General features: G+C 43.3%; 14 protein-coding genes, 1 pseudogene and 1 riboswitch. Of the genes and pseudogenes, 3 read left to right on the plus strand and 12 right to left on the minus strand.

Annotation, left to right across the window (positions count from 1 at the left end):
• Positions 1-8 precede the first annotated feature (8 nt).
• The 3 genes from FAY30_RS21490 to FAY30_RS21500 all read right to left on the minus strand — a co-directional run bounded on the left by FAY30_RS21490 (position 9) and on the right by FAY30_RS21500 (position 2,873).
• Positions 9-1,250 (minus strand): ATP-binding protein, encoded by a 1,242-nt coding sequence (locus FAY30_RS21490; protein WP_149871782.1) that lies wholly within the window; start codon positions 1,248-1,250, stop codon positions 9-11.
• Positions 1,251-1,468: 218 nt separating this feature from the next.
• Positions 1,469-1,894, minus strand: a complete 426-nt coding sequence (locus FAY30_RS21495) for an OsmC family protein (RefSeq protein WP_149871783.1) — start codon at positions 1,892-1,894, stop codon at positions 1,469-1,471.
• A gap of 175 nt (positions 1,895-2,069) precedes the next feature.
• Positions 2,070-2,873 carry a LysM peptidoglycan-binding domain-containing protein gene (locus tag FAY30_RS21500; protein ID WP_149871784.1) on the minus strand — a complete coding sequence of 268 codons (804 nt, stop codon included), beginning with the start codon at positions 2,871-2,873 and terminating at the stop codon, positions 2,070-2,072.
• A 296-nt stretch (positions 2,874-3,169) separates the two neighbouring features.
• Positions 3,170-3,370: riboswitch (cobalamin riboswitch) on the plus strand.
• A 126-nt stretch (positions 3,371-3,496) separates the two neighbouring features.
• On the opposite strand from FAY30_RS21500, the gene FAY30_RS21505 reads away from it, so the two are divergent.
• From FAY30_RS21505 to FAY30_RS21515, 3 genes are read left to right on the plus strand one after another with little or no spacing between them, the layout of a single operon-like run.
• Positions 3,497-5,782: a ribonucleoside-diphosphate reductase subunit alpha gene (locus tag FAY30_RS21505; protein WP_149871785.1), complete on the plus strand. Its 2,286-nt coding sequence runs from the start codon at positions 3,497-3,499 to the stop codon at positions 5,780-5,782.
• 40 nt (positions 5,783-5,822) lie between these two features.
• Complete coding sequence (locus FAY30_RS21510) at positions 5,823-6,869, plus strand: ribonucleotide-diphosphate reductase subunit beta (protein ID WP_149871786.1); 1,047 nt, start codon at positions 5,823-5,825, stop codon at positions 6,867-6,869.
• Positions 6,866-7,303, plus strand: coding sequence for a flavodoxin domain-containing protein (locus tag FAY30_RS21515; protein ID WP_149871787.1), 438 nt, complete (start codon positions 6,866-6,868; stop codon positions 7,301-7,303). Before FAY30_RS21510 ends, FAY30_RS21515 begins: the two co-directional genes overlap by 4 nt.
• 634 nt (positions 7,304-7,937) lie before the next feature.
• On the opposite strand, the gene mdh is transcribed toward FAY30_RS21515, so the two are convergent.
• From mdh to FAY30_RS21560, 9 genes and pseudogenes are all read right to left on the minus strand, one after another.
• Complete coding sequence (mdh, locus tag FAY30_RS21520) at positions 7,938-8,888, minus strand: malate dehydrogenase (protein WP_149871788.1); 951 nt, start codon at positions 8,886-8,888, stop codon at positions 7,938-7,940.
• A 48-nt stretch (positions 8,889-8,936) separates the two neighbouring features.
• The gene (locus FAY30_RS21525) at positions 8,937-9,329 is read right to left on the minus strand and encodes a BMC domain-containing protein (RefSeq protein ID WP_149871789.1); all 393 of its coding nucleotides are present in this window, start codon (positions 9,327-9,329) and stop codon (positions 8,937-8,939) included.
• An 11-nt stretch (positions 9,330-9,340) separates the two neighbouring features.
• On the minus strand, positions 9,341-9,613 hold the full coding sequence (locus tag FAY30_RS21530) for a EutN/CcmL family microcompartment protein (RefSeq protein WP_149871790.1): 273 nt from the start codon (positions 9,611-9,613) through the stop codon (positions 9,341-9,343).
• Positions 9,614-9,856: 243 nt separating this feature from the next.
• Positions 9,857-10,492, minus strand: a pseudogene (locus FAY30_RS21535) (phosphate propanoyltransferase); the annotation flags it as partial.
• Positions 10,493-10,524: 32 nt separating this feature from the next.
• Positions 10,525-10,818: a BMC domain-containing protein gene (locus FAY30_RS21540; RefSeq protein ID WP_149871792.1), complete on the minus strand. Its 294-nt coding sequence runs from the start codon at positions 10,816-10,818 to the stop codon at positions 10,525-10,527.
• A 16-nt stretch (positions 10,819-10,834) separates the two neighbouring features.
• Entirely contained in the window at positions 10,835-12,355 is a 1,521-nt protein-coding gene (locus FAY30_RS21545; protein ID WP_149871793.1) for an acetaldehyde dehydrogenase (acetylating), read from the minus strand.
• 205 nt (positions 12,356-12,560) lie between these two features.
• Entirely contained in the window at positions 12,561-13,214 is a 654-nt protein-coding gene (gene eutL, locus FAY30_RS21550) for an ethanolamine utilization microcompartment protein EutL (RefSeq protein ID WP_149871794.1), read from the minus strand.
• 12 nt (positions 13,215-13,226) lie between these two features.
• Positions 13,227-14,255 carry an ethanolamine ammonia-lyase subunit EutC gene (gene eutC, locus FAY30_RS21555; RefSeq protein ID WP_149871795.1) on the minus strand — a complete coding sequence of 343 codons (1,029 nt, stop codon included), beginning with the start codon at positions 14,253-14,255 and terminating at the stop codon, positions 13,227-13,229.
• Position 14,256: 1 nt separating this feature from the next.
• Complete coding sequence (locus FAY30_RS21560; RefSeq protein ID WP_149871796.1) at positions 14,257-15,633, minus strand: ethanolamine ammonia-lyase subunit EutB; 1,377 nt, start codon at positions 15,631-15,633, stop codon at positions 14,257-14,259.
• Between the last annotated feature and the right edge of the window lie 4 nt (positions 15,634-15,637).

Here is a 15,637-nt window from a genome sequence, read left to right on the forward strand (position 1 = left end):
GTTTTGATTTACAGGCAAGGGAAGCGAATGGTGAACGTAGTCCCCTTCCCCAGCTGGCTTTCTACTGTAATTGTTCCTTTCATGGCTTGAATATATTGAAACGAGATAGTTAGGCCGATACCGGTTCCTTTTTCCTTCGTCGTATAAAAAGGTGTTCCCAGTTTCGCCAGCTGGCTATTCGTCATTCCTTTGCCGCTGTCAATGATTTGGATGATAATTTCCCCATCCTTCTCATACGTAAGAACATGCAGCATGCCGCCTGTCTCCATGGCTTCAATGCCATTTTTCATGATATTGACCAGCACCTGCTTTATTTCGCTTTTATTTCCTTTTATATACAGAGAAGCCTGTATTTGCATTTGAATGGAAATATTCTGGATATTGGAAAAAGAGGTCATCAGTGCGACCGTCTTTCTAACCTCCTCCGAAATATTAACAGTCGTCAAGCCCTCCGTATTTGGTTTCGCTAGGGATAGGTAATCATTAATAATCGATTGTGCATGTTTGAGCTCCGTAAGCGCAATATCAATATAATGTTTCTGCGCACTTTTTAAATCTTCATCATCCCGAATTAACTGTAAAAAGCCGCGAACGGATGTTAATGGATTTCTTACTTCATGGGCAACAGAAGCAGCCAGCTGACTAATCACATTTAACCTTTCATCCCTTTGTAATTTTTCCCGCATTTGTTGCTGCTGATTGACATTTTCCATAATAAAGACAACCATTAATAAGCAAACCCAGGTAATAAAATAAAACATAAACATAAAAGGAATTTGCTCTATTTGATTTTTACTAAAAAGGGTCAACATCACAATCAATGTGTTAACCCAAAACACCAAACTAATAAACATCAGTTTATGTTTCTTTTTGAAAAATTCATATCGATTCCGCATCCAAATAAATACCGCACATGTGAGTAGATAATTGATTAAAACGACATAAAAGCCTTCTCCGCCAATGAAATAGCGGTACCCTAACAGAACTGCCGCAGTTAGTAAGCCTGGCCCGGTTCCTCCATAAACAAAGGCAATGATAAAAGGCACTATTCTAAAATCATACACATACCCCTCAGAAAACTTCTCCGGGAATGACATGGCAAGAACTAGGATGAGGATCAAAATGAAGGAAAGTTTCGAATGAGGCTTCCTTCGCTCGCTGTCTTTTTCATTAAAAAAAATATGATATACGGAGATTGGCAAGAGTACAGCGACGACTTGATATAAAATGACTTCCACTTCTAAATTCATAGAGTAACTCCTTGACTGGATTTTCCTCCAAACTAAGACACAGCATGCAAGGAAAAGGGCTGTTAATTTATTCTATCTATCTATTATATAAATTTATTAGAAATATGTAAATTTTTGAAAGAGATAATCAAAAGCCGATTCCTTACGTGTACAGGAACTCGGCTTTTTTAGTTCACATTCGTTTTGTGTATAAATCTTTTCAGTCATACATCCTAAAGTTATATGCTTTTTTCACCTTTCACGCCATTGATGGAGTAGCTTACGCTTATTTCCGCATTTAAGGAATGGGAAACGGAACAATATGTGTCTTTTGATAGTTGAATCGCCCGGATGACCTTGTCTTCCGGCAAGTCTCCATCAAACGCATAATGAATGGTAATCGCAGTGAACCGCTTCGGATGTTCCTCCGCTCGTTCGCCTGTAACGTCCATTTGGAAAGAAGTGGGCTCAATACGCATTTTATGCAAAATCGAAATAATATCCATTCCTGTGCAGCCCGTAACGGCCTGCAAAAGTAGTTCCGTAGGTCTTGGACCACCGTTCTCTCCGCCGACTTGTGGATCCGCATCCAATATAAATTCATGTCCGGAAGGAGTGATTCCCCCAAATGCCATTTTCCCTTTCCAGTTAATTGTAAAATCCATCATCATACCCCTTTCATTTTTTATTCTAACCAATCGACTCGTTCCTTACTTTTAAAATACTTTAAATAATGAGACAAGGACTAGTTGATATGGCCCCTAAAATGGAAATAAGCGCTAATCCCTACTACAGGAAAGCGCCTATTAACGGTTTTTCTTTGTTATTTGCTGAAACGTCTTATTTAGATTTTAATACCGAAACGACGGCTTTATTTTTATGGATAATTGTTACCTTTTGCCCCGCTATTTTTTCATAATCTGGACCTGAACCGTAAGGAACCGTTAAGACGAATGATTCATCCTTATGCTTAAATTCAACAGTGAAATTATCAGCGGCTCCTACGACTATTGCTTTTGTATAGGTAGCTTTGCCTGGAATCGTCAGCTGTTGTCCAATTAGAACCATGTCATGGCGGAGCTTATTTGCTTTTTTCAGTTCGTCTGCCTTTACTCCAAAGCGTTTAGCAATTCCCCATAAAGTGTCCCCGGGAACCACTTCATAAACTGGATTGATGTTATTTGCTTGAATTTCAAAAGGAAGAGTTATTGTTTGACCAACATAAATTTTCTCTGTTTGCAGATGATTGACCTTTTTTAATTCATCCATACTGACAGAGAATTTTTTAGCAAGGGAGTAAATGGTATCCCCTTTTTGGACAGTATATTGACTGCCGGGCCCTTTTGAATACCCTTTTTTTATATAATCAGGTACCAAAAGTTGTTGTCCAATATAGATTTTATCGGACGTTAACCCATTAGCCCTCATTAGCTGCTTTTCAGTGACTTGATACTTTTTAGATAGGCTGTAAAGAGTATCCTTCTTTTTTACAGTGTATACCGTGCTGCATGCTGCAACATTGGTATTCATAAATACAAGTGCTGCAATAGTTCCAACAATGGCTGCTGCTGCCAGCTTTTGATTACGCGCTTTTATCTTTTTCTTACGCAGTTCTGCTAATCTTTCTTTTCTCTTTATATACAAAGAACTATTCCCCCATAAAAGATATTTAAACTACCCCTATAGTAGTACGACAAATGTCATCATTTTTTGACTGTATTTTTAAATAACTTTCCTCTAATACCAGAAATATCCCTCTTTACTAGCGGTTCTTATAGGATCAATTTCTGCGTAAGCTGTTGTATCTTTTCGCTAAATCAAATAATCTGTCCTCTCTTCAATTCTTTTAAAACACTTGAAATTGGAAACCATTTATACTATGATTAACTTTAGTTTCTTATCTACATATTGTTTTATTTCTTAAAAATATAACTATATATTGTATTTATCTTAAGTTAGATGCCGAATAACGGCTTAATAGGGAATCCGGTGAATCCGGAACTGCCCCCGCAACTGTAAGTGCTGACGAAATGAGCAAACCACTGTATCAGAAAGTTTATGAAGATAGACGCTGATATGGGAAGGGTTCAAAGTAGGATGAAGCATAAGTCAGGAGACCTGTCTTTCTTAAGTAGTTTCACTTCTTCGGGGATTGAGGAGATGAACGGTAGCAGCGAAAGGCAGGAATTCGTACTTCCTTTTTGTAGTGAACCGTTTCATCCGCTCAATTACCTTGAGCGGATTTTTTTATTAAAGGGGATATGACCATGATCACGAAAGCTAACGATGAAATTCAATTGGTATTAGAGACAATCAAACAAGCTTCGGAAACATACCAGCTGGATACTGCAATACTTGAAAAACAGATAAAAGAATTATACGTGGCTGAGGCTGGCCGGCAAGCGCTCCTCTATGCCGTTAACCAAATTGCGATGGATCAGCCTGATTGGACTTTTGTTGCAGCAAGGCTGTATCTGAATGAACTGTATCAAAAGGCATCTATAAACCGCGGCTATGACCTCTCCATAAAGTACGGAGATTTTTACCTCCTTATAAAAGAATTAACCGAAATCGGGATTTACTCTAGCAATCTACTTACTTCCTTTACGAAAGACGAAATCGAAGAACTAGCAAAGGAAATCGAGCCCGAGCGAGATACTCTATTTACATATATCGGATTATTTTTACTAGCGGACCGCTATCTCGCGCAAGATCATGAGCGAAATGTCTATGAACTGCCGCAAGAGCGATTCATGATTATAGCCATGACGCTTATGCAGAATGAGAGCCCTGCTGCAAATCGCCTCACCCTTGTTAAAGAGGCTTATTGGGCACTAAGTCATCTTTACATGACCGTTGCCACACCGACACTCGCGAATGCCGGAAAGAGCTTCGGCCAGCTTTCCTCTTGCTTTATCGATACTGTCGACGATTCACTTGACGGTATTTATTTAAATAATTGGGACATCGCACGGCTAAGTAAAGATGGCGGCGGGATTGGACTTTATTATGGAAAAGTCCGTGCCCTCGGCTCCGATATTAAAAAATTCAAGGGCAACTCTTCGGGAATTGTGCCGTGGATTAAGCTGGTCAATGATACAGCCGTCAGCGTTGACCAATTAGGACAGCGTCAAGGGGCGATTGCCGTCTACTTAGATGTGTTCCATAAAGATATCATGAACGGCTTTCTCGATTTGAAAACCAACAATGGCGACGAACGTCGAAAAGCCCATGATATTTTTACTGGTGTGACCATTCCCGATTTGTTTATGAAAAAGTTGCAAGAAACCGATGAGAATGGCAGAAGCATCGGGGAGTGGCATACGTTTTGCCCCCATCAAGTAAAGCAAATTATGGGCTGGAAGGATGCAAACGGAAATCCACTTGGACTCGAGGATTTTTATGATGAAATTGATCAGCCTTATTTTTCAAAAAAATATCAAGAAGCCGTCCACCATCCGCTGCTGCCAAGGAAAACGTACCGGGCAATGGATATCATGGCGCGGATCATGGTGTCACAGTTGGAAACAGGCACCCCTTACATGTTCTATCGTGACGAGGTGAACAGGCAAAATCCGAATAAGCATCTGGCTGGAGCGGGGCGTACCTCGATTTATTGCAGCAACTTATGCACGGAAATTGCGCAAAATATGTCGGCGACCACGATTGTCAATGAATATCTGGATGAGGACGAAAACATCATCATCATTCGCAAACCTGGTGATTTCGTGGTTTGTAACTTATCCTCTATTAATCTTGCAAAAGCGGTGCCGGCTGGGGTGCTGGAGCGATTAATCCGGATTCAAGTCAGAATGTTAGATAATGTGATCGATTTAAATACCATTTCTGTTGGACAGGCTCAGGTCACCAATCAAAAGTTTCGCGCGATTGGACTGGGAACGTTTGGCTGGCATCATCTGCTGGCACTTAAAAGCATTCACTGGGAATCAGCAGCAGCGGTGGATTTAGCCGACCAACTTTACGAGGACATTGCTTACTATACCATTCGTACCTCTAAAGAATTGGCCAACGAAAAAGGAGCGTATCGTGAGTTTCAAGGATCTGAGTGGCAAACGGGCAATTATTTCAAGCGTAAAAATTACCGCTCTGATCGATGGCTGGATCTAGCGGCGGAGATCGTGGAACATGGTATCCGTAACGGCTGGTTAATGGCGGTTGCGCCCAACTCGTCAACAGCGAAAATTGGCGGCTCAACGGATGGGATTGATCCGATCTATTCCGTCGAATATGCGGAGGAAAAGAAAAATTTCAAATTTAAGGTCACAGCGCCGGATTTAACGCATCATACCTATCCCTATTACCGCCGGGCACGACATGAATTGGATCAGGTTTGGAGTATTAAGCAAAACGCAGCCCGCCAGCGCCATATTGATCAAGGGATTAGCTTTAACCTATACGTCCGACATGATATTAAGGCGAAGGATTTGTTGAACCTCCATATGGAAGCATGGAAGCACGGACTAAAAACGACGTACTACGTCAGAAGTACATCTCAGGCAGAAATAGCCGAATGTGAAGCGTGCCAAAGCTAGCACGGGATTTGCCATTTAATAGAGCAGGAGGTTTTTTAAAATGGATATTCATGCCCCATTGGCAAAAATAAAACTATTAAACCCAGAGTTTCCTAATAAATCTACCGGGATCATTAACGGCCAGTCTTCCGGCCTGTTGAACTGGAATGATATCGCCTACCCGCAGATGTACGATTTGTATCAGACCTTATTGGGGAATTTCTGGAAGGCGCAGGAAATTAATATGCAGGATGATATTAAACAGTGGGACATGCTCAGCGACGGTGAGAAGGATGTTTTCTTGCGGATCAATACCCAGCTGGCCTCGCTCGATAGCCTGCAGACACCGACAATGACGCAGGTAATGGACTATGTGACCGATTCCAGTTTCAAGTCAATCTTTGCCGTCATCGCCCAGCAGGAAGCGGTTCATACTGAATCTTATTCATATATTTTGAGTTCACTTGTCCCGTTAAGCGAGCAGAATGCCCGGTTCAATCAGGCAAAAAGCGACCCCATCGTCCAAAAACGGAACCAGCTGATTTTAGATGCCTATGAATGCTTTCGTGAGAATCCGACGCCGCAGCATTTATTTCAATTAGCTGTGAACTCGATCAATCTTGAGGGAATTTATTTTTATGCAGGATTTGCATTCTTCTATCACCTGGCCCGCCAGCAAAAAATGCTCAAAACGAGCACGATGATCAGCTATATCCAACGCGATGAAATGCAGCACGCTTATTTTATCGCCCAGTTTATTCGGATTCTGTTAACCGAACATCCCGAATTGAATCATCAGGGAAATATAGAGTTTGTTTATCAAACGATTGAACAAGCCGTCCAGTTGGAAAAGGAATGGGCCGGCTACATCCTTAGAGATATTACAGGAATTGATTTGGACGAGTACGATGGCTACACGGAATACCTGGCCAATAAACGCTTTCGCCAGTTGGGCTTAGCAAATCTATATGAGGACCGCAGCAATCCGATGCCATGGATCCATGTGTTCAGTGATGAAATGATGAACGGCACGAAATCCGACTTCTTTGAACAAAAGTCGCGGACCTATGCGAAGGTGTCGCAATCGAATGGTTTCGACGAACTATGAAGGTTGCCATCATCTATACCTCAAAGACGGGGAATACGGAAGAATTAGTTTATGCCTTAATGGAGTTATTTTTCGAAAAAAAAATTGTGGCTCATCTGTTTCGGATTGATCAATTCCCCTTGCAGGATTTACCCGCATTTGATGCAGTCATTATCGGAACGTACACATGGGGAGATGGGGAGATTCCAGTTGAAATGCTCGCGCTGTACCGCGCTTTCGAAACCGCGGATGTCAAGCATATTGTCACCGGTGTTGTAGGTACAGGTGACAGCTTTTACCCTCACTTTTGCGGCGCAGTGGACGCTTTTCGGGACATGCTTTATGTTCAGAGTCGATTGGCTGCCACACTGAAGATTGAGGTCGCCCTGCAATCGAAAGATTATGACCGCTGCCGGGGATTTGTGGATAAATTGTGGAAAAGCTTAAATATATAGTAGTGCCCATTTGATGGCAACTTGACGAATTTGGAGAAAAGTGCGAAAGTATGCAACCATAATTGGGATTGGATTCATTTTTGATAAAAGTCCTGAACGAAATGCATCCAATAAGGGGGATTGGATTCATTTTTGATAAAAGTCCTGAACGAAATGCATCCAATAAGGGCTATTGGATTCATTTTTGATAAAAGTCCTGAACAAAATGCATCCAATAAGGGCTATTGGATTCATTTTTGATAAAAGTCCTGAACGAAATGCATCCAATAAGGGCTATTGGATTCATTTTTGATAAAAGTCCTGAACGAAATGCATCCAATAAGGCTATTGGATTCATTTTCGGTAAATTTCCTAAGCAAAATACATCCGATAAAGGAAGTTGATTCCTTTTTTGATGAAATCTATTGTTTTATGAATCAGGATCCAGAAAACTATACACATAGTAAGTCGCAATCGGCCAAAAGAACGACGTAGGTGAGGGCTACTTCGATGATTAAACTTGAAATTTCCCTCAACCACTATGTAGACCAATACCACATAGAGGCTGAGGCTAAAAATTCTCCCAAACATCGATGTAGAAACCCTCTACTTCTATGTTTGAAATTCATTAATCATATTTCTGATCCTACATTGTTTAAGCTTTAGCTGATAACAGGACGGACATTACATTTTGTACTGATTGTGCAGATTGATCTAGTGCGGCCTTTTCTTCATCCGTCAAGGGGATTTCGATGATGCTTTCGATGCCGTTTCCGCCTAAAATGGTGGGTACACCTAAGTAAATATCGCTATAACCGTATTCTCCCTCAAGATAGGCGATAGATGGCAAGATCCGTTTCTTATCTTTTAAAATGGCTTCTGCCATTTGGACCATAGAGGCTGCCGGAGCATAGTAGGCGCTGCCTTGGCCAAGCAGGTTTACGATTTCTCCGCCCCCTTTTCGTGTTCTTTCCACAATGGCTTCGATCCTTTCCGGTGAAAGGATTCTTTCAAGCGGAATTCCGCCTGCATAGGAATAGCGCACTAATGGGACCATATCATCTCCGTGGCCGCCAAGGACAAACCCAGAGATGTCTTCTACCGATACATTTAGTTCCTGGGCAACAAAGGTATTAAAACGCGCTGTATCCAACACACCAGATTGGCCGATGACGCGGTGTTTCGGAAAACCGGTTGTTTTATAACATACATATGTCATCGCATCAACCGGATTACTTAAAACAATAATGTAACTGTTTGGGGCATATGTTTTCACATTCTCTGAAACTTCTTTGATAATCTTGGCATTGGTTGCCACTAAGTCGTCCCGGCTCATGCCTGGCTTTCTTGGCAGGCCAGCAGTGATTAAGACTAAGTCAGCGTCCAGAATATCCTCATAATTGGAAGTGCCGGTTATGTTGGCATTAAAGCCTTGAACAGGACTTGCCTCCAGCATATCCAGTGCCTTCCCTCTAGTTGGGTTTGCTTGTGAAGGAATGTCAACTAATACGACATCTCCCAGTTCTTTTTGTGCCAGCATCAGCGCAGCGGTTGCACCGGTAAACCCTGCCCCGATGACAGCGATCTTTCTGCGAGTAAAAGCCATATTTCCTCCTCCGTTCCATTCATCGAACCTTTATAGGCAGCGTGTTGACTATTTTTCTTCATCAGGTTGTTTTTCAGTTTTCCCTGCTTGAGACGGTTCGGCTTTCTTCTTAGCGGCTCTCTTATTTTCAGAAGGAATATCCTTTTTATTAGCAGGCTCTGTTACTTGATCCTTCTTTAATAAAACATCCTTGATGGATTCATCTGGATGGGGGATGACATGAGCGGAAACTAGCTCCCCGACTCTTGCTGCTGCCATTTTGCCAACTTCAACAGCCGCTTGGACGGCACTGACATCCCCTTGCACCAAAACGGTAACAAGTGCGGCATCTACTTTTTCCTGCCTCACTAATGTGACATCAGCCGCTTTCAACATGGCATCAGCCGCTTCGATGGAACCAATGAGTCCTCTTGTTTCGATCATTCCTAATGCTCTACCCATCATTCCTCACCTCATTTCATTTCAACATCGACGGAATCAATAATCCCAATGATAAGGGCATCAATCGGTAAATTTGTTCCACCGGACATATTAGCAGCTGCACTACCTCGAGTAACGAGGACTTGATCGCCAAAACCGGCACCAATTCGATCCACGGCAATAAACGGATCTCCTGAAGGGATTCGATTTGGTAACTCAGGTTGAACAAATAAAAACTTCAACCCCCTTAGTTCATCCTCTTTCTTTGTAGCCCAGACATTACCAATTACTGTCCCCAATTGCATTTATCGTTTCGCCCCTTTTGCGTCATTTACCTTGATGCTTTTCCCCATTTCCCGTGCCGTATCACGTGCTAAAGGGGTAATAATAGTAGATCGCTCGACTACTATTTCATCTTTTGTACAATCTTTTACATCTCTTTGCGTTAACAGCTTTTTCTTAAAAATCATTGGAGCCTTCGCTGCAGCAATGGGAATCGGCTCATTTTGCCGGTTGAAAACATTTATATTCATACCAAATTGACATCCCTCATATTTAACAAGACGACCGAATGATTTTCCAGTAATAAAGCCGGCATTGGCTTCATCTGTATCGACATGCATTTCAAGCTTGTACCTAGGGGAAACACGAATCAAGACTTTCCCAAGTGTGACTGGCCGGGCGCCTTCAACTTCCACTTTGACATACTCTCCATTCTCTACACCAAACATATGAGCATCATCCGGAGACATGTGAATATGGGCCTGTGCAATGATAAGGCCTTCTTTTTTGTAGAGGCTGCCCTTAGGTCCGACAAGCGTGATCGGCGCCGATCCGCTAATATCACCTGATTCCCGCAAAGGAGGTTTTACACCAAGCTTGACCGAATCGGTTTGACTGACTTCTACTTGGGTCATCGTACGCGCAGGACCAAGAATGCGCACGTTTTCAATGCTCCCTCTTGGTCCGACAATGGTAATAGATTCGTTTGCAGCGAATTGACCCGGCTGGGATAAATCCGCTTTTTTCGTTAATTCATAGCCCTCACCGAAAAGGGCTTCTAGGTCGCTTTTACTTAAATGACAGTGCCGGGCAGAAACAGCCATGGGTACATTACTTGCGGAAGCTCCCATTAACCGGGTTACAACTTCCTCCACAATCGATTGAATGGAATGCTGATCCATGTTTCATGCTCCTAACCTAGTAATCTACTATATTAAAGTTCGATTTCTAATTTTGGTAAAATGCTTTCTAATTCATTGTGCGGGCGTGGAATGACGTGAACACTCTTAAGTTCACCCACACGTTCAGCAGCAGCAGCTCCTGCTTCAGTCGCAGCTTTTACAGCACCAACATCTCCGCGAACAAGAACCGTAACGATTCCCCCGCCGACATGCACCTTACCAATTAAATGAACATTTGCAGCCTTTACCATTGCGTCTGCTGCTTCTACAGATGCGACTAATCCTTTTGTTTCAATCATTCCTAGTGCGGTTAATTCTCTTGCCATGTTCCATTCCTCCTAATTAATTCATTTGATAGTTTTGAATAACTTGATTGACCATTTCTGCAATCATCTTTGCGTCGACCTCACCATTAGGGGATACTTGCTTCAGAACCTGATCGACGATTTGTTCAACATCCTGTTTACCTGCGGCTTCTTTCTTAGCTAAAGCAGCTGGTTTTGGGATAGAAACTTCCTTTATTCCGTAAGCCATTCGCTTAATGTTAATCAAATGGCGTGCAGTCACATTATCTGAGGTAATATTCCCGCCAAATGAACCGCAGCCAAGTGTTAACGAAGGCATTAAACCTGTGGTCGCCCCCACTGCACCGATAGATGAAAGGGTATTAACCATTAATCTTGAGACAGGCATTTCAAGGGCGAATTCTTTTGCAACAGCATCATCATTCGTATGAAGCGATAAGCTGTGCCCCCTTCCGCCAAGATTCAAAAGCCTTAAGCACCATTCTTTTGCTTCTTCATAGTGATCCGCGGTATAAAGGGCAAAGATGGGCGACAATTTTTCAATTGAAAACGGCACATCTTTTCCCACTCGTGTCTCTTCGGCAATTAAAACCCTTGTATCAGCCGGTACATTGACTCCCGCCATTTCAGCAATCTTTATCGCCGATTGTCCAACTATTGCTGGATTTAAATGTCCAGGTGTGAGCGTAATAACTTTTTCTACTAATGCCTTTTCTTCCGCATTCAAAATGTAGCCGCCATAATTCTTCAATTCACGAATCACCATTTGCACGATATTCCGGTCGACCACTAAGGATTGCTCCGTTGCACAAATGGTTCCATTATCAAATGATTTACTATCGACAATCATCGATACTGCCTTGGAAACATTCGCACTTTTTTCAATATAACAAGGGACATTGCCCGGTCCGACCCCATAGGCAGGTTTCCCCGAGCTGTAAGCGGCCCGGACTAAGGCACCGCCTCCTGTTGCTAAAATGACATTGATATCACGATGCTTCATTAATTCATTTGTTGCCGCCATGGACGGCTTGGAAATCCAGCCAATCAGCCCATCTGGCGCACCCGCTTTTACGGCGGCTTCCTGACAAATTTTCAACGCTTCAACCGTACAATTAACGGCACGCGGATGGGGGCTGACGACAATCGCATTTCTTGTCTTTAATGAAATCATTGCTTTAAAAATGGCGGTTGACGTTGGGTTGGTTGTTGGAATAATTCCTGCAACCACACCGTAAGGATACGCGACCTCCGTCATTTTGTGAACGTGGTCTTCACGGATGATCCCAACTGTCTTTTCATCTTTAATCGATTCATAGACAGCCTTGGAACCCACTTCATTTTTAAGCTGTTTATGCTCCACGATACCCATGCCCGTTTCTTCAACCGCCATTTGCGCGAGTTCAAGGGATTTGGCATATGCGGCTTCCGCCACGCGCTTCACAATTGCATCTACTTGTTCCTGTGAATAGGACAGGTATTTTTGCTGCGCCTCTTTTGCACGCTTAACGGCATCCCGCATTTCTTGTATCGATTGGAGATCCTGATCAAATTGCACTATCACACACTCCCTTTGTTTAAGAAATAAGAAAGTATAAATTTTGACCTTGAGAAATGTCCAGCTCCAGCGCCCTAGCGGCTAGTGTCCTTCGCTCTCCGCCCTACGATAAGTCAACATCGGCTCGCTCCACTCACCGTGTTTCCTTTATCTCAGTTGGAGTGCTCCAGGCCATACGCCGCTGACCAGGGCGCTTGCGCTTTTCTTAATACCTAATCGGATTTTCAGCGATATCCAAAATCGCCTCTCTGAAAGCGTCTGCTGCCGCCTGGCAAGCCGATTGAGTGCCTGTCAGTAATCCGCCGCCAAAGTTGGTTTCAGACGGCGGTCCAAAAAACTTAACCAGTTTGACATCAGCTGCCTTCATTGCAGCATCCAGGCCATACACCGCTTCTAGTGGAGGTGCAATTAAATAGGCTAAAGGCTCACCCGCGGTAATACCAGCTTCTTTCGAAAGATAGGAACCAGTTCTCGAAACAACATGCGCGTAAATGGCATGTGTTTTATCAGCATTAAGTGCTTCAAAAAAGGCATCATACTTCGCTGTTTGGAGTACCGCTTCCATGCCGCTTTTCACTTCATCTGGGGACGCTCCGGCGATGATGCCAATCATCTCTCCTGACAAGGGTCCGGATGCATGGCCGGAACCAGCGTAAAAGGAGCGGGCATAAACCACTTCAACATCTGCTCTTTTCGTCGCTTCATCAAGAGCCGTATAGCCAACATCATCAACTGTCGATGTAAAAATCGCCAAGCTGCGATGATGCGGTTCAAGATGAAATTGCTTCGCCAAATCAGGGTCAACATTTGGAATCACTCGAACTGCTACTATATCAGCATGAATACGTTCTAAAGCCAAACTGCTTCCCCCCTAGTTTTCTTTTTGAACAAGCGACACTCCGCTTGCCTCATATTTTAAAATTTTCTGAATAACCGTTCCGAGATAGGCTCCCGCCTCTACAGGGGGAATCCCGCCTTTGTGGATATTCGAAATAACCATTCGGTCGGCCTCAATTGTTCCGATCCTCGGCTTGAAGCATAAATAAGCACTCATGGATTCTGCACTTACAAGGCCCGGACGCTCACCAATTAACAGAATAACGACCTTCGGCTGAAGCAATTCACCTACATCATCCATCACGGCAACCCGGCCCTTTTCAATATAAAATGGGGTACCAGTATCAAGCCCCAAACTTCCTAATGATTGCTGCAATGATAAGTAGACATCCTCAACATTTTCTTCCACCGCACTCGAGCTGAGTCCATCGGAAATAATAATTTGAACAGTTGGCGCTTTTCGGCATCTCTTGCTGATGCTCTGCTTGGCCTCATCTGAAAGCTTCCGCCCTAAATCAGGACGACGAATGTAAACCTCTTTATCACTGACCTTTGTGCTAACCTTGAAAAGATCGAGCCGTTTTAACAGTTCCTCATTTACATCGCCATAAACAGCGTCCACAGCAGCAGCATGATCAAAACGGAATTTTAGCCATGTATCTGTTTTGGGCCGTAACCCCGCTCGTCCCACGCCAATTCGAGCCGGTGTTTTACTCATGAGTTCTTTCAGTTCCTCGGGATTAAAGGGATGAGGAATCCCTGATACTTGAGAAGTCGGTTCTTCCCTCCTAACAGGGGAATCCAGCTGTTCAGGTGACCGGGAATCAGCGTACTTCTTAAATTCGATACGTCCTTGTTCCTGCTGCTCTTCCACTTTTTCCCTAGAGTCATCCGAGGCCCGGACAAAGTTACGTTTAGCTTCGCTGTTTTCCGTATGGTCCCAGAATTTCACTTTCGCAGATGGGGATATCATTCCTGATGGCTTTTGACTTTCTGAAATCGTTTGCGTTTGTAATTTTTCCACAATCATTTTAGTGACCTTTTCTATTAGTTCAGGATTCAATTTAGTTCACTCCCCCCTTAGAAAAAATGGTCGGATCCCCCGCAATCTTACTCAGCCTTCCATTTTCAAAAATCCCCATTTTTTCAAGCCATTCAGCGAATAGAGGCGATGGCTGTTTGTTCATCGTTTGTCTGAGTGTGGCGACATCATGGTAGCTCAGCGATTGATAATTTAACATGCAGTCATCCCCCATTGGGGCAGCAATGACAAAATTCACGCCGGCAGCTGTGAGCAGGACACTAAGGTCTTCAATATCATTTTGGTCCGCTTTAATATGGTTTGTGTAACAGATATCTACGCCCATTGGGATACCATGCATTTTCCCCATAAAATGATCCTCTAGACCGGCACGAATGACTTGCTTATTGTTATACAAATACTCAGGACCGATAAAGCCCACGACGGTATTGACAATATAGGGATCATAATAGCGGGCAAACCCGTAATTTCTTGATTCAAGTGTCATTTGATCCATTCCGAAATGCGCTTCTGCTGACAGCTCCGACCCTTGACCCGTTTCAAAGTATAGGCGCTGCGGACCTGTTCCCGTTCCTAAGGTTCTCGCCATGTCATTTGCTTCCTCAAGTAAAGATGCGGATATTCCAAAGGAGCGGTTCGCCGCCTCCGTGCCCGCGATACTTTGGAATATCATGTCCGCAGGCGCGCCTTGTTCTATCGCCTTCATTTGTGCCGTCACATGGGCAAGGACACAGTTTTGTGTCGGAATGTCCCATTCTGTAATAAAATTATGGGTTGCATGGAGCAGGCGTTTCACACTTTCAACCGAATCATCAACTGGATTAATGCCAATCACGGCATCCCCGATCCCATAGGACAAGCCTTCCTTAAGTGATGCAATCATTCCTTCTACATTATCTGTCGGATGGTTTGGCTGAAGCCTTGAAGAGAGAGTCCCTTTATAACCGATTGTGATATTGCATTTTGTTAAAATTTCAATCTTGTTGGCCGCATGGACAAGATCGAGATTGGACATGATCTTTGCCGCCGCAGCAATCATTTCACTATTTAATCCCCGGCTAATCCTCTTTAAATCTTCCCCTGTCGTCGTATCGCTAAGGATATACTCACGAAGCTCAGCAACAGACCAATTTTTAATAGATTCGTAGACGGGTCTGTTTAGCTGGCTTTCAATAATACGGGAAACCTCATCCTCCTCCGGTGAAAGCAGCGGGTTTTCGCGAATATCTGAAAGTGTCAGCTGACTCAGCACTTCTTTCGCAGCAATTCGTTCTTGAACGGTTTCAGCCGCTATTCCCGCCAAGCGGTCCCCGGATTTTTCTTCATTCGCTTTCGCAAATAATTCTTTCAAAGAAGTGAATTGAAAAGTCGTTCCGATATAATTTGTATGCAGCTTCATTGAA

It is taken from the genome of Bacillus sp. S3 (genome assembly GCF_005154805.1).
Lineage (GTDB): Bacteria > Bacillota > Bacilli > Bacillales > Cytobacillaceae > Neobacillus.

What these genes read in the sequence shown, in the direction of transcription:
- FAY30_RS21515 (WP_149871787.1), top strand. Translation starts at nt 6,866, where the DNA reads ATGAAGGTTGCCATCATCTATACCTCAAAGACGGGGAATACGGAAGAA.
- FAY30_RS21560 (WP_149871796.1), bottom strand. Translation starts at nt 15,633, where the DNA reads ATGAAGCTGCATACAAATTATATCGGAACGACTTTTCAATTCACTTCT.
- FAY30_RS21505 (WP_149871785.1), top strand. Translation starts at nt 3,497, where the DNA reads ATGATCACGAAAGCTAACGATGAAATTCAATTGGTATTAGAGACAATC.
- FAY30_RS21530 (WP_149871790.1), bottom strand. Translation starts at nt 9,613, where the DNA reads ATGCAATTGGGGACAGTAATTGGTAATGTCTGGGCTACAAAGAAAGAG.
- FAY30_RS21525 (WP_149871789.1), bottom strand. Translation starts at nt 9,329, where the DNA reads ATGGGTAGAGCATTAGGAATGATCGAAACAAGAGGACTCATTGGTTCC.
- FAY30_RS21510 (WP_149871786.1), top strand. Translation starts at nt 5,823, where the DNA reads ATGGATATTCATGCCCCATTGGCAAAAATAAAACTATTAAACCCAGAG.
- FAY30_RS21490 (WP_149871782.1), bottom strand. Translation starts at nt 1,250, where the DNA reads ATGAATTTAGAAGTGGAAGTCATTTTATATCAAGTCGTCGCTGTACTC.
- FAY30_RS21495 (WP_149871783.1), bottom strand. Translation starts at nt 1,894, where the DNA reads ATGGATTTTACAATTAACTGGAAAGGGAAAATGGCATTTGGGGGAATC.
- FAY30_RS21540 (WP_149871792.1), bottom strand. Translation starts at nt 10,818, where the DNA reads ATGGCAAGAGAATTAACCGCACTAGGAATGATTGAAACAAAAGGATTA.
- mdh (WP_149871788.1), bottom strand. Translation starts at nt 8,888, where the DNA reads ATGGCTTTTACTCGCAGAAAGATCGCTGTCATCGGGGCAGGGTTTACC.